Annotated in this window: 18 protein-coding genes; 9 read left to right on the plus strand and 9 right to left on the minus strand. The window is 66.8% G+C overall.

Going from position 1 to position 23,397, the window contains the following annotated elements; translation table 11 throughout:
* Positions 1–24: 24 nt before the first annotated feature.
* Together Q0D93_RS06960 and uvrB are read right to left on the minus strand one after the other, a co-directional pair.
* On the minus strand, positions 25–576 hold the full coding sequence (locus tag Q0D93_RS06960) for an opacity protein (protein WP_294392333.1): 552 nt from the start codon (positions 574–576) through the stop codon (positions 25–27).
* A gap of 205 nt (positions 577–781) precedes the next feature.
* Positions 782–2,983: an excinuclease ABC subunit UvrB gene (gene uvrB, locus Q0D93_RS06965; protein WP_294392335.1), complete on the minus strand. Its 2,202-nt coding sequence runs from the start codon at positions 2,981–2,983 to the stop codon at positions 782–784.
* 110 nt (positions 2,984–3,093) lie between these two features.
* On the opposite strand from uvrB, the gene Q0D93_RS06970 reads away from it, so the two are divergent.
* From Q0D93_RS06970 to Q0D93_RS06980, 3 genes are all read left to right on the plus strand, one after another.
* Positions 3,094–4,452: an oligosaccharide flippase family protein gene (locus Q0D93_RS06970; RefSeq protein ID WP_294392337.1), complete on the plus strand. Its 1,359-nt coding sequence runs from the start codon at positions 3,094–3,096 to the stop codon at positions 4,450–4,452.
* A gap of 80 nt (positions 4,453–4,532) precedes the next feature.
* On the plus strand, positions 4,533–5,366 hold the full coding sequence (locus Q0D93_RS06975; RefSeq protein WP_294392339.1) for an arylamine N-acetyltransferase: 834 nt from the start codon (positions 4,533–4,535) through the stop codon (positions 5,364–5,366).
* Complete coding sequence (locus Q0D93_RS06980) at positions 5,363–6,625, plus strand: MFS transporter (protein ID WP_294392341.1); 1,263 nt, start codon at positions 5,363–5,365, stop codon at positions 6,623–6,625. Before Q0D93_RS06975 ends, Q0D93_RS06980 begins: the two co-directional genes overlap by 4 nt.
* On the opposite strand, the gene Q0D93_RS06985 is transcribed toward Q0D93_RS06980, so the two are convergent.
* Positions 6,617–7,789, minus strand: a complete 1,173-nt coding sequence (locus tag Q0D93_RS06985; RefSeq protein WP_294392343.1) for an MBL fold metallo-hydrolase — start codon at positions 7,787–7,789, stop codon at positions 6,617–6,619. The two genes, Q0D93_RS06980 and Q0D93_RS06985, sit on opposite strands and share 9 nt — an antisense overlap.
* 220 nt (positions 7,790–8,009) lie before the next feature.
* Between Q0D93_RS06985 and Q0D93_RS06990 the strand changes: the two genes are divergently transcribed.
* Both Q0D93_RS06990 and Q0D93_RS06995 read left to right on the plus strand, forming a co-directional pair.
* Positions 8,010–8,462: a DUF3429 family protein gene (locus tag Q0D93_RS06990; protein ID WP_294392345.1), complete on the plus strand. Its 453-nt coding sequence runs from the start codon at positions 8,010–8,012 to the stop codon at positions 8,460–8,462.
* A gap of 350 nt (positions 8,463–8,812) precedes the next feature.
* Complete coding sequence (locus tag Q0D93_RS06995; RefSeq protein WP_294392347.1) at positions 8,813–10,702, plus strand: ribonucleoside-diphosphate reductase subunit alpha; 1,890 nt, start codon at positions 8,813–8,815, stop codon at positions 10,700–10,702.
* Between the two features lie 329 nt (positions 10,703–11,031).
* On the opposite strand, the gene Q0D93_RS07000 is transcribed toward Q0D93_RS06995, so the two are convergent.
* A complete protein-coding gene (locus Q0D93_RS07000) occupies positions 11,032–11,292 on the minus strand; it encodes a DUF2171 domain-containing protein (protein WP_294392348.1) in 261 nt (86 codons plus the stop codon).
* 71 nt (positions 11,293–11,363) lie between these two features.
* Between Q0D93_RS07000 and Q0D93_RS07005 the strand changes: the two genes are divergently transcribed.
* Both Q0D93_RS07005 and Q0D93_RS07010 read left to right on the plus strand, forming a co-directional pair.
* The gene (locus tag Q0D93_RS07005; RefSeq protein WP_294392352.1) at positions 11,364–11,579 is read left to right on the plus strand and encodes a hypothetical protein; all 216 of its coding nucleotides are present in this window, start codon (positions 11,364–11,366) and stop codon (positions 11,577–11,579) included.
* Positions 11,580–11,597: 18 nt separating this feature from the next.
* Positions 11,598–12,656, plus strand: coding sequence for a ribonucleotide-diphosphate reductase subunit beta (locus Q0D93_RS07010; RefSeq protein WP_294392354.1), 1,059 nt, complete (start codon positions 11,598–11,600; stop codon positions 12,654–12,656).
* 373 nt (positions 12,657–13,029) lie between these two features.
* Here the strand turns inward: Q0D93_RS07010 and Q0D93_RS07015 are convergent, their stop codons facing one another.
* From Q0D93_RS07015 to otsB, 3 genes are read right to left on the minus strand one after another with little or no spacing between them, the layout of a single operon-like run.
* The gene (locus Q0D93_RS07015) at positions 13,030–14,409 is read right to left on the minus strand and encodes a trehalose-6-phosphate synthase (protein ID WP_294392355.1); all 1,380 of its coding nucleotides are present in this window, start codon (positions 14,407–14,409) and stop codon (positions 13,030–13,032) included.
* On the minus strand, positions 14,406–16,193 hold the full coding sequence (locus Q0D93_RS07020) for a glycoside hydrolase family 15 protein (RefSeq protein ID WP_294392356.1): 1,788 nt from the start codon (positions 16,191–16,193) through the stop codon (positions 14,406–14,408). Before Q0D93_RS07020 ends, Q0D93_RS07015 begins: the two co-directional genes overlap by 4 nt.
* Positions 16,190–16,966 carry a trehalose-phosphatase gene (otsB, locus tag Q0D93_RS07025; protein WP_294392358.1) on the minus strand — a complete coding sequence of 259 codons (777 nt, stop codon included), beginning with the start codon at positions 16,964–16,966 and terminating at the stop codon, positions 16,190–16,192. Before otsB ends, Q0D93_RS07020 begins: the two co-directional genes overlap by 4 nt.
* Positions 16,967–17,207: 241 nt before the next feature.
* On the opposite strand from otsB, the gene Q0D93_RS07030 reads away from it, so the two are divergent.
* Entirely contained in the window at positions 17,208–18,320 is a 1,113-nt protein-coding gene (locus tag Q0D93_RS07030) for an L-dopachrome tautomerase-related protein (RefSeq protein WP_294392360.1), read from the plus strand.
* A gap of 15 nt (positions 18,321–18,335) precedes the next feature.
* Here Q0D93_RS07030 and Q0D93_RS07035 read toward each other — a convergent pair whose 3' ends face one another.
* Positions 18,336–19,736, minus strand: a complete 1,401-nt coding sequence (locus tag Q0D93_RS07035; RefSeq protein ID WP_294392362.1) for an NAD-dependent succinate-semialdehyde dehydrogenase — start codon at positions 19,734–19,736, stop codon at positions 18,336–18,338.
* Between the two features lie 98 nt (positions 19,737–19,834).
* Between Q0D93_RS07035 and Q0D93_RS07040 the strand changes: the two genes are divergently transcribed.
* Positions 19,835–20,230: a LysR family transcriptional regulator gene (locus Q0D93_RS07040; protein ID WP_294392364.1), complete on the plus strand. Its 396-nt coding sequence runs from the start codon at positions 19,835–19,837 to the stop codon at positions 20,228–20,230.
* 117 nt (positions 20,231–20,347) lie between these two features.
* Here Q0D93_RS07040 and Q0D93_RS07045 read toward each other — a convergent pair whose 3' ends face one another.
* A complete protein-coding gene (locus Q0D93_RS07045; protein WP_294392367.1) occupies positions 20,348–23,389 on the minus strand; it encodes a glycosyl hydrolase family 28-related protein in 3,042 nt (1,013 codons plus the stop codon).
* Positions 23,390–23,397: the final 8 nt, after the last annotated feature.

Consider the following 23,397-nt stretch of genomic DNA (forward strand, 5'->3'; position numbering starts at 1 on the left):
GTCGCCCCGTCGCCTTTCTCCACCTTAGAAGTGGAACACCACGCCGGCCATCGGACGGATGGAGTCGAAGTCATAGGTGTCGATCTGCAGGCGCAGGCGCGGACCGGCGCTGCCGGTGATGCCGCCCAGACCGATGTCCTTCGGACCGACTTCGACGCCCGCGCCGTACATCACGTCCTTCTGATCGGAGAAGCCGCGACGGCCATTGACCCACTGGTAGCCGGCCGACACGTAGATCAGGCCGCTGTCACCAGCGCGGAAACCGGCGCGGCCCTTGGCGCCATATTCCCAATCGATATCCTTGAAGCCCTTGGTGGCGTTACCTTCGGCACCGACGAAGAATGCGCCGAGCGGCACGTTCACGCCTGCGATGCCGGAGATCAGCGCGCCGTCCGGATAGCCGCGGCGACCGTTGGTGCCGAACTCGCTGCGGCGGTCAAAGCTGTGATAGCCGCCGAGGACGCCGACATAGGGCTCGATCCCGAACGGACGGCTGCCGTCCGGAGCGGTATCCTGCGCGGAAGCGGCAACGGACACGCCCGCCGCAAGCGCGGCAGCGAGGACGATCTTGTACATATACATAACTCCTGATGTTCATCGGGCGAGCGGCCCTCGGGCCCCTCTCGCAGGCGCAATAACCCTGCGCGGTCGGCGTCGGTTGCGTGACATGAGACGAAAAGCAGAAACGTGTCTTATCGGCAACACTCTGCTCCGCCCCCGTGACGCGACGGCGCATGGACGGGCCGCCGCGTCGGCAGGCCCACCCATCCACGAGGCGCCTCTAGCGCGCCCGTTCGCGCCGATCGGCCCGTGCCGCCTTGGCCTTGCCATAGCGGGTCTGGCGGGTTCCCGGCTTGCCCAGGGTCGAATTGCCCCTGACCGGCGCACGGCTCGGTTCGCTCGGCAGGCCGAGTTCGTCCGATTCCAGGCGACGGATCTCGTCGCGGATCCGTCCGGCCTCCTCGAACTCCAGGTCGGCGGCGGCGGTGCGCATCTTCTTTTCGAGATCCTCGATATAGGCGCGCAGATTGTGGCCCACCATGTGGGGCGCATCCTCGATCCCGGTATCCACCGTCACCTGATCGCGGCTGGACAGGTGGGCGACGATGTCGCTGATGTTCCGCTTCACCGATTCCGGCGTAATGCCGTGCGCCTCGTTATGCGCCTGCTGCTTCTCGCGCCGACGCTGCGTTTCCGCCATGGCGCGTTCCATCGACCCGGTGATGCGGTCGGCGTACAGGATCACCTTGCCCTCGGCATTGCGCGCCGCCCGCCCGATCGTCTGGATCAGCGAGGTCTCCGAGCGGAGGAATCCCTCCTTGTCCGCGTCCAGGATCGCGACCAGCCCGCATTCGGGGATGTCGAGGCCTTCGCGCAACAGGTTGATGCCGACCAGCACATCATAGACGCCGAGCCGGAGGTCGCGGATCAGCTCGATGCGCTCCAGCGTCTCCACGTCGGAGTGCATGTAGCGGACCTTCATTCCCGCTTCGTGGAGATATTCGGTCAGGTCCTCCGCCATCCGCTTGGTGAGGGTGGTCACCAGGCTGCGATAGCCCCTGTCCGCCGCCTGCTTCGCCTCGTGGACCAGATCGTCCACCTGGCTTTCGATCGGGCGCACCTCCACCGGCGGGTCGATCAGCCCGGTCGGGCGGATCACCTGTTCGGCGAAGACGCCGCCGGTCTGCTCCATCTCCCACGTGCCCGGCGTAGCCGAGACGTAGATGGATTGCGGGCGCATCGCATCCCATTCGTTGAAGCGCAGCGGGCGATTGTCGATGCAGCTGGGCAGGCGAAAGCCATATTCCGCCAGCGTGATCTTGCGGCGATGGTCGCCCCGCGCCATGCCGCCGACCTGCGGCACGGTCTGGTGGCTCTCGTCCACGAACAGCAAGGCATTTTCGGGCAGATATTCGAACAAGGTCGGCGGCGGCTCGCCCGGCAGGCGGCCGGTCAGGAAGCGGCTGTAATTCTCGATCCCCGCGCAGCTGCCGGTCGCGGCGATCATCTCCAGGTCGAAGTTGGTGCGCTGCTCCAGCCGCTGTGCCTCCAGCAGGCGCCCCTCACCGTTCAGCTCCTTCAGCCGCTCCGTCAGTTCGAAACGGATCGCCTCCGCCGCCTGCTTCATCGTCGGTCCGGGCGTGACATAGTGGCTGTTGGCATAGACGCGCACGCTGCCCAGCTTGGCCGAGGTCTTGCCGGTCAGCGGGTCGAATTCGGCGATCTCCTCGATCTCGTCGCCGAAGAAGCTGATCCGCCACGCACTATCCTCGTAATGCGACGGGAAGATCTCAAGATTGTCGCCGCGCACGCGAAAGCTACCGCGCTGGAAGGCGGCGTCGTTGCGCTTGTACTGCAACGCCACCAGCTTGCGGATGATCTCGCGCTGGTCGACCGACTGGCCCTTCTTCAGGTCGAAGATCATCGCCGAATAGGTTTCGACCGAGCCGATGCCGTACAGGCACGATACCGACGCGACGATCAGCACATCGTCGCGCTCCAGCAGCGAGCGGGTGGCCGAGTGGCGCATCCGGTCGATCGCCTCGTTTACCGAGCTTTCCTTCTCGATATAGGTGTCCGACCGCGCCACATAGGCTTCCGGCTGGTAATAATCGTAATAGCTGACAAAGAACTCGACCGCATTGTCGGGGAAGAAGCTCTTGAACTCGCCGTACAATTGCGCGGCCAGGATCTTGTTGGGCGCCAGCACCAGGGCCGGGCGCTGCAATTCCTCCACGATCTTGGCCATGGTGAAGGTCTTGCCCGATCCGGTCACGCCCAACAGCACCTGGTCCCGCTCGCCCGCGCGTGCCTGACCGACCAGTTCGGCGATGGCAGTCGGCTGGTCGCCGGCGGGGTCGTAATCGGACACCAGGCGGAACGGCTTGCCGCCCTGGCTCTTTTGCGGCCGTTCGGGACGATGGGGAACGAAGGAGCTGCCGGTTTCGGGTTCGGCCAAGCTGGTGCGGATCTGGATCGCCATTCCCTGAAAATAGTGTCAGCGCGCGCGGCGGCAACGGCGCGACGATCCTTTCGCAATTGCGAAATAACGGATGCGGGATATAGCGGCTGCGCCCGCAAGCACGGACCATCATGACAAGCGCCGCTTCCCCGACCCTTTCCGACCGTCTTCGCCGCTTCGCAACGGGGGGCGTCGCCAGCATCGCCGTCGGCGTCGGCATCACCAACCTGCTGCGCATCGCCAGTTCGATGACGCTGACGCGGCTGCTGGACTCGCACGCTTATGGCGTGGTGGGAGTGATCACGTCCGTGGCGTTCGCGCTGACGATGCTCACCGACCTCGGCCTCTACGGCTTCATCGTGCGACACAAGGAAGGCGACGATCCACGCTTCCTCGATCAGGTGTGGACAATCCGGGCGGTGCGCGGGTTCGCTCTGGCGGCGGCGATGGCAGTAGCGGCGATGCCGATCGCGCAGCTGCTGGGCAAGCCGGAGCTCGGGCCCGTCCTGGCGGTGTGGAGCATCAGCTTTGCTCTGGAAGGGCTGTCGTCGCTCGCCTTTGCGACCGCGGTCAGGCAGCAGCGTCTATGGCGGCTGATGTTTCTCGATCTGTCGAGCAGCGTCACCACGATCATCGTGTCCATTGCGCTTGCGGTTCTGTTGCGCAGCTATTGGGCGATGGTGATCGGAATGCTGGTTGGCGCCGCGGCAAAGGCGTCAACATCCTACCTGCTGTTCCGTCCGGCGTTTCGCCGGCCGCAGGTCGATCGGGCACGCATGCGCGAATTGTGGGCGTTTTCCCGCTACATCGCGATGTCGAGCATCCTGTCCCTGCTGATCATGCAGTCGGACAAGGTGGTGCTGGCCAAGCTGATGCCGCTCGCTCAATTTGGCCTGTACGCGATTGCGATCACGCTGGCCGGCGCGCCCACCGCGCTGGCGGGCCCGTATGCCAGCCGCGTGCTGTTCGCCGTCTATTCCAACACGGCGCGGACCGACCCCGGCAACCTGCGCCGCGTGCTGTACGATGCGCGGCGCAAGGTGGTGCTGCTCTATATGCTGTGCATTGGCGGCATGATCGGCGGTGCGCCGCTGCTGGTGGCCCTGCTCTACGATCCCCGCTACCACTTGGTTGCGGTATTCCTGCAGCTGATCCTGATCACCACGCTGCTGCGCCTGCCCGCCCTTGCCGCCAACGAGGCACTGGTCGCGCTCGGAAAGACGCGGTCGCAATTCTACGCCAACGTGCTGCGCATCATCTGGCTGGCGATCGGCGGCGCGGTCGGATTGTGGACCGGCAACATCATGCTGCTGGTGGCGATCGTCGGCACGGTGGAGGTGCCGGGCTATCTCTGCTTCCTGTTCAACCTGCGCCGCGCCGGGCTGCTGAACCTGCGCGAGGAGGCCTATGGCCTGATGGCGGGCGCGGTCGGCGTAGGCATCGGCTGGGGCGTGGCAACAGCCGCCCTTACCGCTTACCCCAACCTGTAAGCGCGCCGCTTCTGCTGCGGAACAGGATCGGGCCAGAACAGGCTTGCGCCGGGGGTGTCGGGGCGGGCATGTCCTAGCCCGTGTCCTTCGATCTCGACCTCTACCTCGCCCGCATCGGCCTCTCCGCCCGGCCTGATCCCGACGCCGTCGGGCTGGTCGCGCTGCAACGCGCGCATCGCCTGTCCATCCCGTTCGAGAACCTCGACGTGCTGCTGGGGCGCGGCATCGCGATCGACAGCGGCGCGGTATTCGCCAAGCTGGTGACCGCCAGGCGCGGCGGCTATTGCTTCGAACATAACCGCCTGTTCCTGGACGCGCTGAACGCGCTCGGCTTTGTCGCGCGTCCGCTGCTCGCCCGCGTGTGGCTGGGCCAGCCCGGGCCGATCCCGCCCCGGACGCACACCCTGGCCCTGGTCACGATCGACGGGCAGGATTGGATCGCGGATGCGGGCTTCGGCGGCTCCTATGCCCCGCCCATGCCGCTGGCGGAGGGGGAGACCGCATCCGCCCCCGACGGCGCGACCTTTCACCTCGCCCACGACCCGCTGCACGGCTGGATGCTGGAGCGGGAGGGCGATCACCGCTTCACCGACGGGCGCACCACCTCCGCCGGGCGGCATCCGCAGTTCAGCTTCACGCTCGATCCGGTCTTTCCCGCCGACCTCGCTTTGTCCAACCATTGGACGTCGACCGCGCCGGAAAGCCGTTTCCGCCAGACCAGCATCGTCAGCCTGGTCCTGCCGCAGGGCTTCGCCAGCCTGACCGATCGCTCCTATCGCCGCCGCAACGGCGACCGGGAGGCGGAAGGCGTGATCGACGATCCGCGCGTCTTCCGCATGCGGCTGAGCCTGCTGTTCGGGCTCGACCTGACGGCGGAGGAGGTTGCCGGGCTGGGCTTGTTCGACGCGCCGTGACGCGGGAACAGGCCCGCGCGATCGTCGGCGGGTCGGCCGGCAACCTGGTCGAATGGTTCGACTGGTACGTCTATTCCGCTTTCTCGCTCTATTTCGCGAACGCCTTCTTTCCCGGCGGCGACCAGACCGCGCAATTCCTGGCGACGAGCGGCATCTTCTGGATCGGGTTCCTGATGCGCCCGCTCGGCGGGTGGCTGATGGGGCGGATCGGGGATCGCCATGGCCGTCGCGCAGCACTCGCCTGGAGCGTCGGGCTGATGGGCGGCGGGTCGCTGATGGTTGCCTGCGCGCCGACCTATGCGCAGGCGGGGATCGCCGCCCCACTGCTGCTGATGCTCGCCCGGATCGTGCAGGGCCTCAGCCTAGGCGGCGAATATGGCGCCGCCGCCACCTATCTTAGCGAGGTCGCGCCGCCCGGCCGGCGCGGGCTGTGGTCCAGCTTCCAATATGTCACCCTCTATGGCGGGCAGCTGCTCGCGCTCGCCTTGCTGCTGGGGATGCAGGGGATCGGCCTGGGCGAGGCGGCCTTGTCCAGTTGGGGCTGGCGGCTGGCCTTCGTGATGGGCGCGCTACTGGCGTGCGGCGTGTTCCTGCTCCGCCGCAACCTGGCCGAGACGCCGGACTTCGCGGCCGAGCCGCAGGGCGCCCGGCGCGACGGCGGCGTGGGCGTGCTGTGGCGCGATCACCGGCGCGGCGTGCTGATCGCCTTCGGGCTGGCGGTGGGCAGCAATGTCGCCTTCTACACCTACACCACCTACATGCAGAAATATCTGGTGGTGACGTCGGGTGTAGCCAAGCCGCTCGCCAGCCAGATCTGTGCTGCCGCTACCGTCGTCGCGATTCTGCTGCAGCCCCTGCTGGGTGGGTTGAGCGACCGGATCGGGCGCAAGCCGCTCCTCTACTGGTTCGCGGGCGGCGGCATCCTGATGACGGTGCCGCTGATGACGTTGATCGGCCGCACGCAGGATCCGCTCCTCTTGTTCCTGCTGGTGCTGGCTGCGCTGACGATCCTGTCGGGCGCGACCGCCACCAATGCGGTGGTCAAGGCCGAGCTGTTCCCGGCCCACGTCCGCGTACTGGGCGTCGGCCTGCCTTATGCGATCAGCCAGTCGATCTTCGGCGGATCGGCCGAGGCGGTGGCACTCGGCCTCAAGCGCGCGGGCCACGAAAGCCTGTATTTCTGGTACGTCACGGCGATGATCGCGGTGGCGCTGATCGCCACCCTCGCCATGCGCCAAAGCCGCCCGCGTTCAGCGTAGCGGCGGAACCTCCCAGTTGCGCCCGACCTCCATGGCCCGAAAGCGTCCGGGGGCGATGCCGCGCCGGCCAAGCGCCTGGCGCAGCACCATCGGCGGCTGGTCGATCCCCTCCTCCGACAGCTGGAACGTGCCCCAATGCACCGCCAGCGCATGGGCCGCACCCACGCGCTGGAACACCTCCGCCGCCTCCTCCGGGCCGATATGGTTGCCGCTCATCACGTTGCGCGGACGGAACGCGCCGATCGGGATGATCGCCAGCCGGAACGGCCCGTCCTTGCGCGCGTCGTTGGGCCAGCTGCCGTCGCCGAAGCCGGTATCACCCGCATAGAACAGGTTGCCGCCCGGCAAGGCCACGGTGAAGCCCGACCACAAGGCGCGATTGCGGTCCTGCATCCAGCGCGAACCCCAATGGTGGACCCGTTCGATCCGCACCGTGATCGGCCCGCCCGCGGCACCCTTGGCGCGCGGCACCGCCACCGTCTCGCCCCAATCCTTCGCCACCGCCGGCACGCCCACGCCGCGCAGGATCGTGTCATTGCCCAGGCTGGTGACGATCAGCGGCCGGTCGCGCGCCCACAACCGCTTCAGCGTGGCCAGATCCATATGGTCGTAATGGTCGTGGCTGATCAGGATCAGGTCGATCTTGGGCAGATCGTCGAAGCGGATGCCGGGATTGCGCACCCGCTTCGGCCCGGTGACGCCGAACGGCCCCACCCGTTCGGACCAGACCGGATCGGTCAGGATGTTGATCCCGCCCGCCTGCACCAGCACGGTGGAATGGCCCACCCAGGTCGCGAACATGCGGGTCGGATCGACATGGTCGACGCAGCGGCCCCAATTCTCGCGCGCCCGGTTCGGCGTCACCGGGCAGGCCGTGCCCGCCGCCGCGGGATAACCGGGCGGCACGGCGACATGCTTCGGCCACGGCGTGCGCCCGCCGCCGCTCATGAAGCGCATCATCCAGCCGATCGGCCGCCGCTTCTGCGAGCCGCCCGTTCCGAACTCGCCATCCGGGTTGAAGAAGCGCGCGCCGTTATAGTGGTCGCTCACCGGCCCGCGATAATAGATGCGGTCAAGGAACGGCGGCAGCAGCGCCGGCAGCAACAGCAGCACGACGGCCAGCCACAGCAGCACCGTGCCCGCAACCCTCAACGCCCGCCGCATGGCCGGAGCACCTCTTCCAGATCGTCCCAGCCGCCGCATCGCATTGTCGCTTCGAAGCCCCTCTTGACCTTGGTCGGATATGCAAGCGCCGGCTCCGCATCCGGTTCCGTCATTATGCCGCGAACGATATGCCGATCGTTCGGTACGGACCCGTACCGGATTGCGCAAGCGTCGTGCCTGTCCGGCGCAACCCGAAGCGCGCCTGCCCGTTCGCGCATCCATGGATCGCTCCCCCAATATTCCGCCGCTCAGCCTGATCTTCGGCTATGGGCCTGTTCTGCTGCTGCTGCTGCTGGCGGTCGCATCATGGTTGCTGCCGGTGGAAAGCGGGCGGTGGGCGGTGGCCGGCGCATGGCTGTGGGGGTCGGCGATCCTGCTGTTCCTGTCCGGGGTCACGCGTGGACTCAGCTTCGCGACGGACGGTGGCCCGCGCCCCCGCCAGATCGTGCTGATGATGCTGTTGTTCCTGCTGGGACTGGCGGCGCTTGCCACCCCGCTCACCGTCGCCTTTCCGCTGCTCGCCATCGGCTATGCCCTGGTCGGCGCGAACGATCCGTCCGCCGCCCGGCAGGGACTGGCCCCGGCCCATTTCGCCCGCCTCCGCCCGCCGCAGATGGCGATCGCGGTGGTGGCGCTGGCTGCGCTGGCGGGGCGCGTCCTGACCGCCGGCTAGAGCCGGCGCGTCGGGCCTCGACAGCCGCTTTTACCTCGCCGGTGCAGGCGCGAAATTCCGCCGCTTTCTTCTCCGTCAAGCGGACAATCTTACCGGGCGACAATTAAACATCTTGTGCGCGCGATTCTCCGGTGACACTATCCCTTGTGTCGAGCGTAAGGCGCGACAGTCAGTTGAGATGTGCTGGAGCGACCACCATATCGCTGCCGAGAACCAACCATTTCCTATGTCATGGGGATGGAACGGCTTTGCGCGCGTATGCGGCTTTTTCCGCCCGATGGCGGCGATGCATCAGGCCTGGGGCTTGACGCGCGGGCACGAACGGAACGAGAACAAGGGCAGGATTCGCAATGGACCTTTCTGGCAGCGGCGAGACGGCGACACACGACATGGCCACCCTGATCGATCATGCGGCGGAAGCACCCGCCACCGGTTCCCGCCGGCGCGACACGCCCTTTCCGCTTGAGGTGGATCATGGCCGCGACGCGCTGCTGACCGAATTCGGCAAGGACACGCTGCGCGACCGCTACCTCCTGCCCGGCGAAAGCTACCAGGACCTGTTCGTGCGCGTCGCCTCGGCCTATGCCGACAATCAGGCGCACGCCCAGCGGCTGTACGATTACATCTCGCGCCTGTGGTTCATGCCGGCGACGCCGGTTTTGTCCAACGGCGGCACGGGCCGTGGCCTGCCCATTTCCTGCTACCTCAACTCGGTCGACGACAGCCTCGACGGGATCGTCAACACCTGGAACGAGAATGTGTGGCTTGCCTCGCGCGGGGGCGGGATCGGCACCTATTGGGGCAATGTCCGCGGCATCGGCGAGCCGGTCGGCCTCAACGGCAAGACCAGCGGCATCATTCCGTTCGTGCGCGTGATGGACTCGCTGACGCTGGCGATCAGCCAGGGCTCGCTCCGTCGTGGTTCGGCCGCCTGCTATCTCGACGTCTCGCATCCGGAGATCGAGGAGTTCCTTGAGATCCGCAAGCCGTCCGGCGACTTCAACCGCAAGGCGCTGAACCTCCACCACGGCGTGCTGCTGACCGACGAATTCATGGAGGCGGTGCGCGCGGGCGCGCCCTTCACGCTGCGCAGCCCCAAGGACGGGTCCAAGCGCGGCGAGGTGGATGCCCGCGCCCTGTTCCAGAAGCTGGTCGAGACCCGCCTGGCCACCGGCGAGCCCTATATCGTCTTTGCCGACACGGTGAACCGGGCGATGCCGAAGCATCATCGCGATGCCGGGCTGAAGGTGTCGACCTCCAACCTCTGCTCCGAGATCACGCTGCCGACCGGCAAGGACCAGTTCGGGCAGGATCGCACCGCCGTCTGCTGCCTGTCCTCGCTCAACCTGGAGACGTGGGACCAGTGGAATGGCGACCGGCAGTTCATCGAGGACGTGATGCGCTTCCTCGACAATGTGCTGCAGGACTATATCGACCGGGCCGAACCGGGGATGGAGCGCGCCAAATATAGCGCCGCGCGCGAACGGTCGGTCGGCCTGGGCGTGATGGGTTTCCACTCCTTCCTCCAGGCGCGCGGCCTGTCGTTCGAAGGGGCGATGGCGAAGAGCTGGAACCTGCGCATGTTCAAGCACATCCAGGCGCAGGTGAACGAGGCGTCGATGAACCTGGCGGTGGAGCGCGGCCCCTGCCCCGACGCCGCCGACATGGGCGTGATGGAGCGGTTCAGCTGCAAGACCGCGATCGCGCCGACCGCGTCGATCAGCATCATCTGCGGCGGCACCAGCGCCTGCATCGAGCCGATCCCGGCCAACATCTACACCCACAAGACGCTGTCCGGCAGCTTCTCGATCCGCAATCCCTATCTGGAAAAGATGCTGATCGAAAAGTCCAAGAACAGCGATGCCGTGTGGAACTCGATTCTGGAACAGGGCGGTTCGGTCCAGCACCTCGACTTCCTGAGCCAGGACGAGAAGGACGTCTACAAGACCTCGTTCGAGATCGATCAAAGATGGCTGCTGGAGCTGGCGGCCGACCGCACGCCCTTCATCGACCAGGCGCAGTCGCTCAACCTGTTCATCCCGGCCGACGTGGAGAAATGGGATCTGCTGATGCTCCACTTCCGCGCGTGGGAACTCGGCATCAAGTCGCTTTACTATCTCCGCTCCAAGTCGATCCAGCGCGCGGGCTTCGCCGGCGGGGTGGAGGCGGACAACACGCCCCAGCTTCGCCAGATCGAGGTCGAAGCCAAGGATTATGACGAGTGCCTGGCCTGCCAGTAAACCCCCGGATTACCGGCGGTGTGGGACATGCTTGCCTGCCGGTAATCCTCCCGATTGCGGGCGGGGCGGGACATTCCGGACTGCCAGTAAGGCGTAGGCGGAGCGGGAGCGCACACGTCCGCCTCTCTCCTACCCTGTCGCCCCTGCGCAGGCCGGGGCCCAGGCCTCTCACGTCCGGCGACACCGCCCGGGGCGTGGCACCCGGCGCGCACTTCAAAGGCCTGTACCCAGCCTCAACAGAAATGCGCCCCGGCCTTCGCAGGAGCGACGGTGGGATGAAGCCCGGGGTGGCACCCCTCCCCTCCCGTGCGGGAAGGGAGGGCGCGGCCTTATTCTTCCTCTTCGAACGTCACGGCGACGTCGGCGTTGGCGGACAGGCGGACCTGGTCGCCCTCGACGTCGGCGATCAGGCCGGCGGAGATGAAGTGATGGTGTCCGCTATGGCCGCCCTCGGCGCCCTCGATTTCGGCACCCGAATCCTTCTTGGTCAGCTTGATGCGGTCGCCTTCGACCTTGTCGACCGTTCCGACGTGGACGCCATCGGCGCCGATCACTTCCATATGCTCGCGGATCTGCGACAGGTCAGCCATTCTGCTACTCCTTGGGTTGAGGTTGCGGCGGTGGAACGCGCGACCCGGCGGAAAGCCGCATGAGTTCGGTCATGCCCTTATCGCTCAGGATCATGGCGGCGCTGGGTGTCGTGATCGGGCTGGCGGGGCTGCCGGTGCTGCTCGCCCCCGCGCGGGTCCGCCGCCTGCTCGGCCTCGCGCCCACGCCGCAGCTTGCCTATGTGCTCAGGATCACCGGCGCGATGCTCGCCAGCCTCGGCCTGATCCTGATCGTCTTCGCCATCGCCTTCTGGCTTTATTCAGCTTAACCGACGGAGTTTACTCCCATGCCGCTTCTCCAGGCCTCCCGCTCCTACAAGCCCTTCGAATATCCGTGGGCGTTCGAATATTGGAAGCGCCAGCAGCAGCTCCACTGGCTGCCCGAAGAGGTGCCGCTGGGCGAGGATTGCCGCGATTGGGCGCAGAAGCTGTCCGATCACGAGCGCAACCTGCTGACGCAGATCTTCCGCTTCTTCACCCAGGCCGACGTGGAGGTGCAGGATTGCTACCACGAAAAGTACGGCCGCGTGTTCAAGCCGACGGAGGTCAAGATGATGCTGACCGCCTTCTCCAATATGGAGACGGTACACATCGCGGCGTACAGCCACCTGCTCGACACGATCGGCATGCCGGAAACCGAATATTCCGCCTTCCTCCAATATAAGGAGATGAAGGACAAGCATGACTACCTCGCCACCTTCGGCGTGGACGGCGACGAGGATATTGCCCGCACGCTCGCCATGTTCGGCGGCTTCACGGAGGGGCTGCAGCTGTTCGCCAGCTTCGCCATGCTGATGAATTTCCCGCGCTTCAACAAGATGAAGGGCATGGGGCAGATCGTCACCTGGTCGATCCGCGACGAGACCTTGCATTGCGAAGGCATCATCCGCCTGTTCCACGCCTTCTGCAAGGAACGCGGCTGCCTGACGCCGGCGGTGAAGCAGGACATCACCGACATGTGCCACAAGACGGTGCAGATCGAGGACGCGTTCATCGACCTGGTGTTCGAAATGGGCCCGGTCAACGGCATGACGCCCAAGGATATCAAGCGTTACGTCCGCTACATCGCCGACTGGCGCCTGGGGCAGCTCGGCCTCAAGCCGATCTACATGATCGAGGAGCATCCCCTGCCCTGGCTCGCCCCCCTGCTGAACGGTGTCGAGCACGCCAACTTCTTCGAAACCCGCGCCACCGAATATTCCAAGGCCGCCACCCGCGGCGAGTGGAGCGACGTGTGGGACAGCTTCGACCGCCGCAAGGCCGCCAACTCCGCCCGCAATGCGGCGAATGAGGAGGAAAGCGGTGAAGTCGGGCTGTTCGGTGCGACCGGCGTGGCGGCGGAGTAAAGCGTGCTTTTGGGTGAGCAATTTACTAGACTCACCCAAATTTTGCGATTGATCCACTCAGAACCGGGAACATGGATTGATAGCCCCTATAAAGGGCGAAGCTCCGACGTTGGCGCGTCGGAGCTTCGGATCGGGGCAAGTTGTACATGGCTGCCAGACCAGAGCGCACACACTCAATGACGACACTATCCGCGTTAATCAGCGGAGGCTCGCCGCTGGCGAGATACAGCACGATCTAGCAGCCGATTTGGGTATCAACCAAGGCCGTATATCAGAAGTTAACACAGGCAGACGTCGCCCGGCAAATGACGATCGACCAATCGCCGCCGCATAGTCGTATTTGATCGCCGGGCTCCTTCGATGAGCCCGGCGATCACGCCTCCACCGCCTCCAGCGCGTCGGTGAAGCATTGGCGCCACCACAGCACGTCTTCCTTGGCGACATTGTCCATCAACGCCCGCCAGCGCGTAATCCGTTCCTCGCGCGGCATCTTGAGCGCGAGCATGATCGCGTCCGACATTTCCTCCGCGCTGTACGGATTGACCAGCACGGCCCCCACTTCCATCTGCGCGGCGGCACCAGCGAAGCGGGACAGGAGCAGGACGCCCGGATCCTCCGGATCCTGCGCCGCCACATATTCCTTGGCGACCAGGTTCATGCCGTCGCGCAAGGGCGTGACCAGCCCGATGCGGGCGGCGCGGTAGATGCCGGCCAGCACGTCGCGCGGATAGCCCTGGTTGACGTAGCGGATCGGCACCCAGTCCACGTCGGCATAGGCGCCGTTGATCCGCCCCGCTAACGCCTCCAACGAGGTGCGGATGCGTTGATAGCTTTCGACCGACCCGCGCGAGGGCGGCGCGATCTGGAGCAGGAACACCTCCTTGCGCTCCTCCGGATGCTCCTGGAGGAAGCGTTCATAGCCGAGGAAGCGTTCTTCCAACCCCTTGGAATAATCCAGCCGGTCGACGCCCACGATCATGTCGCGCCCGTCGGCGCTGTCGCGCATCCGGCGATAGGAGAGGCGCGCCTGGGTGGAGCGGGATGCGTCCACGAAGGCCGCTGTGTCGATCCCGATCGGCGCGGTGACCAGGCGGACGCAGCGCCCGTCCAGCCGCAGCACACCGGGCTGCTCCTCCACCGCGCCCAGTTCGTGCACGGCGAAGTCGCGGAAGGATTCCAGCCATTCGTCGGTGTGGAAACCGACCACGTCATAGGCGAACATGGTCCGCGTCAGCTCCGCCGCCTCGGGCAGGGTCGCCAGCAGCCGGCGCGGCGGCCAGGGAATGTGGAGGAAGAAACCGATCCGGTTCTTCACCCCCCGCCCGCGCAGCGCCTCGCCCAGCGGGAACATATGATAGTCCTGCACCCACACCATGTCGTCCGGCTCGATCAGCGGCAGGACGGTATCGGCGAAGCGATCATTCACCCTTTGATAGCCGCCGGCGAAGCCGCGCTCATATTCGGCAATGTCGATGCGATAGTGGAACAGCGGCCACAGGGTGCGGTTGGCGTAGCCGTTATAATATTCGTCGACATCCTGTTCCTCCAGGTCGACGGTGGCGGTGGTGACGCCCGCCTCGCGCTGGAAGTTGATGTGGCCGGTAAAGGTCTCGGTGGTCTCGCCCGACCAGCCGAACCACAGGCCGCGATACTCCCGCAACGCCGCCTGCAACGCCACCGCCAGGCCGCCTTGCGCCCCGCCGCTGGGCGACGGCGTGGAAACGCGGTTGGAGATGATGATCAGGCGGCTCATCGAATGGCGTTCCAGGGCTTACTCAGCAGCACCGCGCAGTTGATGATGCCGACCAGCGAATAGGTCTGCGGGAAATTGCCCCACAATTCGCCCGATGCCGGATCAATATCCTCCGACAGCAGCCCGGACTGGGTGCGGCGGCTCAGCATCTCCTCGAACAGGGTGCGCGCGTCGGCATGGCGACCGGTCAGGTGCAGCGCCTCGATCAGCCAGAAGGTGCAGACGTTGAAGGCGGTTTCGGGCAGGCCGAAATCGTCCTCCGTGGCATAGCGCAGCATGTGCGACCCGCGCCGCAGCCCCTCCTCCACCGCCGACAAAGTGCTGAGGAAGCGCGGATCGTCGGGCTGGAGGAAACGCAGGTCGAGCAGCTGGATCAGGCTGGCGTCCAGATCGTCGCCGGAGAAGGTAGCGGACAGGCGCTGCGTATCGTCCCGCCAGGCCTGGTTGACGATGGTGGCGCGGATCGCGTCAGCCCGCTCCTGCCACAAGGCGCGGCGTTCCTCCCGGCCCAGCGCCTCGGCGGCGTTGGCGAGGCGGTCGCACGCCGCCCAGCACATGGCGACGGAATAGGTGTGGACCGACTGGCGGGTGCGCAATTCCCACAGGCCGGCATCCGCCTTGTCATGCACCTGCCACGCCAGTTCGCCCACCCGTTCCAGCGCGTCGAAATCCTCGTCGCCCGCCATGCGGAACAGGCGCTGGTCGAAGAAGGCCTGGACGTTGGATAGGACGATCTGGCCGTATGCGTCGTGCTGGATCTGTTCATAGGCCTGGTTACCGACGCGCACCGGCCCCATGCCGCGATAGCCGGCGAGCGCGGGCGCCTCCCGCTCCTCCAGCTGCGCCTCGCCCAACACGCCGTAGAGCGGCTGGATGTGCCCGCCATGCGCGGCATCCACGATGTTGCGGAGATAGGCGAGATAGCCTTCCAGCACGTCCAGCGCCCCCAGCCGGTTGAGCGCCTGCACCGTGTAATAGGCGTCGCGGATCCAGCAGTAGCGATAGTCCCAATTGCGCTGCGACCCGGCATGTTCGGGCACGGACGTGGTCAAGGCGGCGACGATCGCGCCGGTTTCCTCATGCTGGCAGAGTTTCAGCGTGATGGCGGCGCGGATCACCGCCTCCTGCCACTCCACCGGGGTCGCCAGGCCGCGCACCCAATCCTGCCATTCGGCGGTGGTGTCGGCCAGCATCTGGCCCAGCGTGATGGCAAGGTCGCCGCTGAAGCTTTCATCGGGTCCGAGGAAGAAGCATTGCTCCCGCTCCAGCCGGAAGGTGCGCTCCTCCAGCACCAGGCCGACCGGCGCGTTGGTGGTGAGGCGCAGGGTCTGCGCGTCGAGCAGGTAGCGGATATGGTTCGACCCGCTGGTGACCGCCGGTGTCTCGCCGCTCCAGCCACAGGAGGGGCGCAGCCGGACGGTGATGCGCGGCGCGCCGGCGATCGGGCGGACGATCCGCCCGAACGCCACCGGGCGATAGGGCCGGTTGTGGTGGCGGAAACGCGGGCTGAAATCCGTCACCTCGATCGCGTTGCCCTGCTCGTCCTCATGCCGGGTCACCAGCACGGCGGTGTTGCGGCGATAGGATTGTTCGACGACCTTGCCGCCTTCCAGCTCGATCGACCAGATGCCGTGCTGATCGCCCTCATGCGTGTTGACCAGCGCCGAGAAGACGGGGTCGCCGTCAACGCGGGGCACGCACGCCCAGACGAAGCTGCCGGCGCGGTCGATCAGCGCGCTGACCTGGCAATTGCCGATGGGCCAAAGATCGAGATCGGGGGTCATGCCAGCGCCTCCGCTGCGTGGTGAAGCCATTGATGTGTCGCCGGCACGTCCGCCAGCCGGTAGCGCGCCGCCGTACCCCGCCCGGGCCCGACCAGGATGCCCGCGCCGCCCAGTTCGGCCACGGCGCGGAACGCCGCTTCGTCCGTGTCGTCGTCGCCGATGAAGATCGGGCGGGATCCGGTCAGCGCGGGGTCGCCCATCAACGCGCGTACCGCCGATCCCTTGTCGTGCCCGGCGGCGCGAATCTCGAACACCATCTTGCCGGATTGCAGCGCGAACCCTTCATGCCGCGCCAACCTTGCGGCCAGGGCGCGGCACTCGGGCTCGGCCGTCGGTAGCTGGCGGTAGTGGAGCGCGGCGCCGAACGGCTTCTCCTCCACCACAAGCTCGGGATAGGTGGCTTGCAGGCTTCGCATCTCGGCTATGATCTCCTCCAAACATTCGGGAACGGCCGGCGCGTCGAGCCGGCCGTCCGGCCACCGTAATTCCAGTCCGTGGCTGCCGCCGATCGCGAACCGCCCACGCGCGATCAACCGGTCGATCTCCGCCAGGGCACGGCCGCTGATGATGGCGACGCGCCCCGCCAGCACCCGGCCCAACCGGTCCAAGAGGCTATCCAGCGCCGCGTCGACCTCCACTGCGTCCGGCCGTTCCGCAATGGCGACCAACGTGCCGTCGAAGTCGAGAAACAGACTCGCGCCGTTCAGCAGGTCGACAGGCGGTGGACGGCCATCGTCCGCGGCAGGGTTCCGCAATCCTGTCATCGCGCCCATGACCCTGCCGTGCCGCCATCTGCCCCAATGCACGCGGCCGCGCGACGGCGTGCCGGCCCGTTAACGATCATGCCCCCACTCCTCATGCCCCAGTAACAAGGTGGGCGGCGAGACGTTCCGACCGGCGGCCATTCGGCGGCGTCGAGCTGGGACGGTGCGGCGCGATCCGGCGTGGAACGGACGCAAGTCCGGGTGGTTCGGTGGCCGATCAACAATTCGTCGAGGACGAAGGAGAAGGCGCATGACCAGAAAGACATGGCTGTTTGCGGGCGTAGCCGTTGCGGCGGCGGTGGCCGGCGGGGCGTTCGGCGCGGCCCAGGCGCAGCAGGCATCCGGCCTGACCAAGGTCGCCAGCTTCCCGCATCAGGCGACCGGCGTGGCCGTCACGGCGGAAGGCCGCCGCTTCGTCAACTTCCCCCGCTGGACCGAGGATTCGCCGGTGTCGGTGGCGGAGGTGATGCAGGACGGCTCGCTCAAGCCCTATCCCGACGCACGCTGGAACAGCTGGCGCAACGCGCGCGCCAACGAGCTGCCCGTGAGCGACTATTTCGTGTGCGTGCAGTCGATCGTGCCGGACGGCCAGGGCAACCTCTGGGTGCTGGACCCCGGCGCGCCGGGTAACGAGAAGATCCTGGAGGGCGCGCCCAAGCTGGTGAAGATCAGCCTGGCCAGCAATCAGGTGGTCAAGGTGATCGCGGTGCCCGGCGACGTGGCGCTGCAGGGCACCTACCTCAACGACATCCGCTTCTCGCCCGACGGCAAGCTCGGCTACATCACCGACAGCGGCACGCGCGGGGCGATCATCGTGGTCGACCTGGACAGCGGCCGCAGCTGGCGCGCGCTGGACGGGCACCCCTCGACCCAGATCGACAAGACGGTCAAGGTAACGATCGACGGCAAGCCCTTGGTCCGCCCGGACGGCCGCCAGCCGACCTTCGCGTCGGATGGCATCGCCCTCTCCAACGATGGCCGCACGCTGTATTGGCAGGCGCTGACCGGCAAGACGCTCTACGCGATCGACACCGCGCAGCTCCGCGCCGAGGTCAGCGACCAGGATCGCGCGCGCGCCGTCCGCACGGTTGCCCAGACCCATGTCGCGGACGGATTGTGGATGAGCAAGGCGGGCACGCTCTACCTCACCTCGCCCACCGATTTCTCGATCACGCGGCTGAACGGCGGGGGCGTGGAAAAGGTGCTGACCGACCGCCGCCTGCGCTGGCCGGACACTTTCTCCGAAGGGCCGGACGGCACGATCTACGTCACCGCCAGCCACATCCAGGATACGATGTGGTTCAAGCCCGGCGCGCCGCCCGCGATCCGGACCGAACTGTTCTCATTCAAGCCCAAGCCGTGACGTCGCCCGTGCCCGTCACTCCACCTGTTCGGACGGGGTGGCGGGCAGGGCCTTGGCGCGCAGCACGGTCTTGGCATTCATGAACTCGTGCAGGCCGAACGCGCCCAGTTCGCGGCCATGGCCCGACCGCTTGATGCCACCGAACGGCGCCTCGGGCGATGAGGCCAGCATCTGGTTGATCGCCATCATGCCCGCCGCCACGTCGCGGGTGAAGCGCGCCTGCTCCTCCTTGTCCTCCGTCCAGACGGACGAGCCGAGGCCGAAGGGGATGTCGTTGGCCAGCCGCACCGCATCGTCCACGTCCCGCGCGCGGAACACCATCGCGATCGGGCCGAACACCTCCTCATGCTTGAACGGGCTGTCGGGCGGCACGTCGGTGAGGATGCCGGGCGACAGGAAGGCGCCTGGCCCCTCCAGCGGCTCGCCACCGAACAGCAGGGTCGCGCCGAGTTTCTTCGCCTCCGCCAGCTGGCCGATCACGGTGTCCCGCTGCTCGAAACTGGACAGCGGCCCCATGTCGCTGTCATCCGCAAGGGGATCGCCGACCCGCACCGCCTGCATCGCCGCCGCGAACCGATCCATGAAGGCGTCATAGACGTCGGCGTGGACGATCATCCGCTTGGCGCAGATGCAGGATTGTCCGGCATTCTGGATGCGCGCCTTGACCGCCTGTTCCGCCGCCTTGTCGAGGTCGGCGGAGGGCATGACGACGAACGGGTCGGACCCGCCGAGTTCCAGCACAATTTTCTTCAGGTAACGGCCCGCCTGCTCCGCCACCGATATGCCGGCGCCTTCGCTGCCGGTCAGCGTAACGGCGGCGATGCGGTCGTCGGCGATGATGTCGGCCACGGCAGGCGATTTCACCGCCAGATTCTGGAACAGCCCCTCCGGCGCGCCCGCCGCGACCACCATCTCCTCCATCAGGCCGGCGACGCCCTGCACGATGCTGGCATGTTTCAGCAGGCCAACATTGCCGGCCAGGATGGTGGGCGCGAGGAAGCGGACCGCCTGCCAATAGGGGAAGTTCCATGGCATGATCGCCAGCACCGGACCCAGCGGCAGCCAATGCACCTCCGCCGTGCCGCCATCCTTCAGCGTGGTGGTGTGGGCCTCCAGCATGGCCGGCCCCTGCTCCGCATAGAAGCGGAAGGCGGCGGCGCATTTCTCCACCTCCGCCACCGCTGACGCCAGCGTCTTGCCCATCTCGGCCGTCGCCATGCGGGCGAGCCGGTCGGTGTTGGCGTCATACTGGTCGGCAATGCGGCGAAGCAGATCGGTCCGCGTCGCGACCGGCGTGGCGGGCCAGCCGTCGAACGCCTGCGTCGCCAGCGCGATCTTGCGCTCCAGCTCCGCCGTATCGAGTTCGGGATAGGTGGCGATCGTGTCGCCGGTGGCCGGGTTGACGCTGCTGAACATCGTGGAACGGATCCTTGGATGCGAAGAATGGGATGGCTTGATCAACGGCCGGCGGTGGCGGCAAGTTGCCCCTCGGATCGAACCAGTTGACGGGCGCCATGCACATCGGACCACTCAAGGTGAAGCTGCAGCTGTTTTGCGGAGACGCGGTCGCGATGGGGCCCGGCAAGGCCGACCTGCTCGACGTGATCGCCCGCGAACAATCGATCAAGGGCGCCGCCCGCGCGCTGGGCATGAGCTATCGCCGCACCTGGCTGCTGGTGGATGAGATGAACCGCTGCTTCCACGAACGGCTGGTGGAAACGCTGTCCGGCGGCGGTCGCGAGCGGGGCGCGCGCCTGACCGAATGCGGCCGCACTGTCCTGTCGGCTTACCGCGCGCTGGAGGCGGAGGTGGGTGTCGTCGGCGATGGCACGGCCTATCGCGCGTTGGTGCAGGTCATGCTGGATCAGCCAAAACCGGCACGCACGGCGGTAATAGAAGCGGAGGATTAACGACTCCGTCGGCCATCATCACACACCCTCGTGCTCCCGCAGACGGAACCCGAACTGTATCGCCGGCCGGCCAGGCTCCCGCCTTTGCGGGAGGACGGGAATGCGCAGGCCGGGGCTCTACCGCCGCGCCGCTCGATAGAAAGCATGGTGGGTCAGGATGAACAGGTCGCTTTTGTCTTGTCCGCCGAACACCAGTTGCAAGGGCCGCTCCGGCACGTCGATCCGGCCGATCTCCCGCCCGTCCGGGGCGTAGACGAACACCTGGCCGTTCGCGACATAGACCCGGCCGTCGCCATCCACCGCGACGCTTTCGCCGCCGCGATCGGCAAAGACCCGCAGGTCGGTGATCGCACCGCCTTGCCCGAGCAGGCCGCTATAGGTTCTGTTCTCCGATGCGTTGGTGACGAACAGGCGCTCGCCCGGTCTGGCCGTGGTGAAGCCGTAGGTGTCGAGCGCGTCGGAGAAACGCGAGCCGCGGAAGGTGGCCGGCCCCTGCTGGAACACGCGATAGGCGGGCAGGACCAGGCTGCCGTCCGGGGAGACATATTCCCGCGCCTTGGCTACGGCCATGTCGCGGGCGAACATTTCCGCCAGCGTCGTGAACTGAAGAGTGTTCAGGTTCAGCTGGTCCCGGAACTCGCCATTGTTCCACCAATTGACCGGCAGCACGGTCGCGGCACCGGCATGGGGCGCGGCGGGCGTGGGCGGGATCACCGACAGCTGGTCGTCCGGGCTGCCGGGCTTGAGGCTGTAGACCGTCCCGTTGCGACCATCGGACGACAGGACCAGCAGATTGCCCGATCGGTCGACCGCCAGATTTACGGGATCGAGCGTCTGGTCGCGGACGATCGACAGCTTGCGCGCGTCCGACCAGCTGTAGATGCGCTGCCGCCGGCGATCGATGAAGTAGAGCGTGCCTTGCCCATCCACCGCCGCGCCGCCGATCGAGTGGAAGCCGTCGGCGACCTTCTCGACCGAGCGCCCATCGAAGGTTGCGGGTGCGACGGCCGCGGGCGTGGCCGGCACGTCCAGCACCGCGAACTCCCGCTCGCGCACGTCCAGCCCGTGCGTCACGTCCTGTATCGCATTCTCGTACGGGAATTTGTTCGCGCGCAGGAAGGTCGCGCAGCCATTTTCGTCGCAGGTGCCGAGCCCGCTTTCGGCATTTACGTGCACGTTGCGGAAGCGGATGTCGCGGACGTTGTAGAGCCGCGCCGCCGCCGACACCGCCTCATGCGTGCGGGTGACGCGATAAGCGTGCCAGTTGGCGACCAATATGTCGTGCGAGTCGCGGATTTCGAGCGAGATGGCCTGCGGGCTTTCGCCGCCCTCCTCCTCCGTCTGCGGCGCCAGCAATTCCCAGTTTGCGACACGGTTGAGGCCGATTTCGGTACGACCGTGATGCTCGACCGAGGCCTGGATGATCCGGCCCGGCGTGTCCGTGTCGGAAATGTAGATGCCGGGATGGGCGAAGGTGTTGGGGCTCCAGATATTGGCAAAGGTGCCCCCGCCCCCGCGCGTCACCCACAGGCTGGCATATTGCGCATCCCACCGTTTGGCGGGGTCGGCGTCGCCGCTCTGGTTGGCATTGTAGGGGCTGATACGGGTGCCGTCGAACAGGTTGGTGCCGTGCCCGCCCTGGAACTTGACGTCGTTGACCAACGAATTGGCGCCGGCGGTCCACAGCAAGGCGGTGGCGCGCGGGTTGATGCCGCCGGTGGAAAGGCCGAGCCCGACGACGATGTTGTCGCCGCCCTGTGCCGATTCAACCAGCGCCTTGGGCGCGCCCGCGCCCTGATAGGCCGGGGTCTGGTCGGGCAGGACGATCTGGGTGCGGTTGGGGTGCAGCCCGATCAGCACGCTGTCCGGCCGCAGCCGCAGCGTGTCGCACACAAGGTAGAAGCCCGCCGGGAAATAAAGGACGCGGTGCGTGTCGATCGCGCGCTGGAGCGCGGCGGTGTCGTCGGTGCTGTTGTCGCCCTTCGCCCCCAGCGTCCGCACGCTGACCCATTCGGACACGGGCGGCAGCGGGCGGATGGCGCGCTCCGGCGCGGCGGCGGGTGCCGCCTCCGCCGTGGCGTTCATGTCGGTGCGATAGGCGCCCATCTGGCCGACACCGGGCAGGGTCAGGCCATGGGTGAAGGACGCGACGCGATAGGACGCGCCCTTGCCCGCGACCGTCCTGCCGCTCTCGCGGAAACGCGCAAAGGTGGGCGTGCCGGTGGCCGACACGTTCTGGAAGCCGATTTGCGTATAGACGTTGCGTTCGTTGGAGATGACCAGGCCGGCGCGCTTCACGCCCTCGAAACGCACATCCTGCCCCCACAGCCAGTCGCCATAGCCGCGATCGATCTCGATCCCGATTGGCGTGTTGCGGAAGGCGACGTTGACCAGGGTCAGCCCGGCCTCATGCTCGCGAATGGCGGCGTCGCGCTGCCCCTCGAACGTGGAATCGACCAAAGCGAACGGCCAGGCCGGCGACGGCTTTTCGGCAAGGATGCCGTAGCGGCCCCCGCGAAAGTGCAGGTCCTCCGCCTCGTTCGCGACATGGTAGAGGCCGGCGAGCCCCGAGCCGATGTCGAAATCGATATGGCTGAGGAAGGCATGTTGCGCCGCGTGGAAGCGGATGGCGGTAGCGGCGGGATTGCCCGCCTCGATCCGGAAATCGACATTGCTCAGCGCCGAGTAGAAGGTGCCGGGATTGGCGTCGGCCACATCCTTGTTGAACGGCACGCTGCCCGGCGGGGGGAAGGCGATGCGACGGGCGTCGGCGGGATCGCGCTCCCGCCGGCCACCCGCGAAAATCACCATGTTGGACAGGCCGCGCCGGAAGCCCGGCGTCTTGCGACCGAGCAGGATCACCGGCCGCTTGGCCCCCACGCCATAGACGCGCACGCCCGGCCAGATGAAGAGGGTGCGGCTGATGCGATACGTGCCCTGCGGCACGAAGACGATGCCGCCCGCTTTATGCGTCGCGGCCTGGTCGATCGCCTGTTGCAGGGCGTCGCCGTCGTCGGCCTTGCCGTCGCCTACGCCCTTCACGGTGACGGCAGCGGGATCGTCCGGGGTGGAGGTGAAGACCGATGGAGAGGCGTGAGCCGGAACGGCGAGTGCCGCCAGCGTGATCGCCATCAAACCCGCGCCGCTCCAGCTGGTCATCCGTCGCT

It is taken from the genome of uncultured Sphingomonas sp., assembly GCF_934560975.1.
Taxonomy (GTDB): domain Bacteria; phylum Pseudomonadota; class Alphaproteobacteria; order Sphingomonadales; family Sphingomonadaceae; genus Sphingomonas_I.

What these genes read in the sequence shown, in the direction of transcription:
- Q0D93_RS06960 (WP_294392333.1), bottom strand. Translation starts at nt 576, where the DNA reads ATGTACAAGATCGTCCTCGCTGCCGCGCTTGCGGCGGGCGTGTCCGTT.
- uvrB (WP_294392335.1), bottom strand. Translation starts at nt 2,983, where the DNA reads ATGGCGATCCAGATCCGCACCAGCTTGGCCGAACCCGAAACCGGCAGC.
- Q0D93_RS06970 (WP_294392337.1), top strand. Translation starts at nt 3,094, where the DNA reads ATGACAAGCGCCGCTTCCCCGACCCTTTCCGACCGTCTTCGCCGCTTC.
- Q0D93_RS06985 (WP_294392343.1), bottom strand. Translation starts at nt 7,789, where the DNA reads ATGCGGCGGGCGTTGAGGGTTGCGGGCACGGTGCTGCTGTGGCTGGCC.
- Q0D93_RS06990 (WP_294392345.1), top strand. Translation starts at nt 8,010, where the DNA reads ATGGATCGCTCCCCCAATATTCCGCCGCTCAGCCTGATCTTCGGCTAT.
- Q0D93_RS06995 (WP_294392347.1), top strand. Translation starts at nt 8,813, where the DNA reads ATGGACCTTTCTGGCAGCGGCGAGACGGCGACACACGACATGGCCACC.
- Q0D93_RS07000 (WP_294392348.1), bottom strand. Translation starts at nt 11,292, where the DNA reads ATGGCTGACCTGTCGCAGATCCGCGAGCATATGGAAGTGATCGGCGCC.
- Q0D93_RS07005 (WP_294392352.1), top strand. Translation starts at nt 11,364, where the DNA reads ATGCCCTTATCGCTCAGGATCATGGCGGCGCTGGGTGTCGTGATCGGG.
- Q0D93_RS07010 (WP_294392354.1), top strand. Translation starts at nt 11,598, where the DNA reads ATGCCGCTTCTCCAGGCCTCCCGCTCCTACAAGCCCTTCGAATATCCG.
- Q0D93_RS07015 (WP_294392355.1), bottom strand. Translation starts at nt 14,409, where the DNA reads ATGAGCCGCCTGATCATCATCTCCAACCGCGTTTCCACGCCGTCGCCC.
- Q0D93_RS07020 (WP_294392356.1), bottom strand. Translation starts at nt 16,193, where the DNA reads ATGACCCCCGATCTCGATCTTTGGCCCATCGGCAATTGCCAGGTCAGC.
- otsB (WP_294392358.1), bottom strand. Translation starts at nt 16,966, where the DNA reads ATGGGCGCGATGACAGGATTGCGGAACCCTGCCGCGGACGATGGCCGT.
- Q0D93_RS07030 (WP_294392360.1), top strand. Translation starts at nt 17,208, where the DNA reads ATGACCAGAAAGACATGGCTGTTTGCGGGCGTAGCCGTTGCGGCGGCG.
- Q0D93_RS07035 (WP_294392362.1), bottom strand. Translation starts at nt 19,736, where the DNA reads ATGTTCAGCAGCGTCAACCCGGCCACCGGCGACACGATCGCCACCTAT.
- Q0D93_RS07040 (WP_294392364.1), top strand. Translation starts at nt 19,835, where the DNA reads ATGCACATCGGACCACTCAAGGTGAAGCTGCAGCTGTTTTGCGGAGAC.
- Q0D93_RS07045 (WP_294392367.1), bottom strand. Translation starts at nt 23,389, where the DNA reads ATGACCAGCTGGAGCGGCGCGGGTTTGATGGCGATCACGCTGGCGGCA.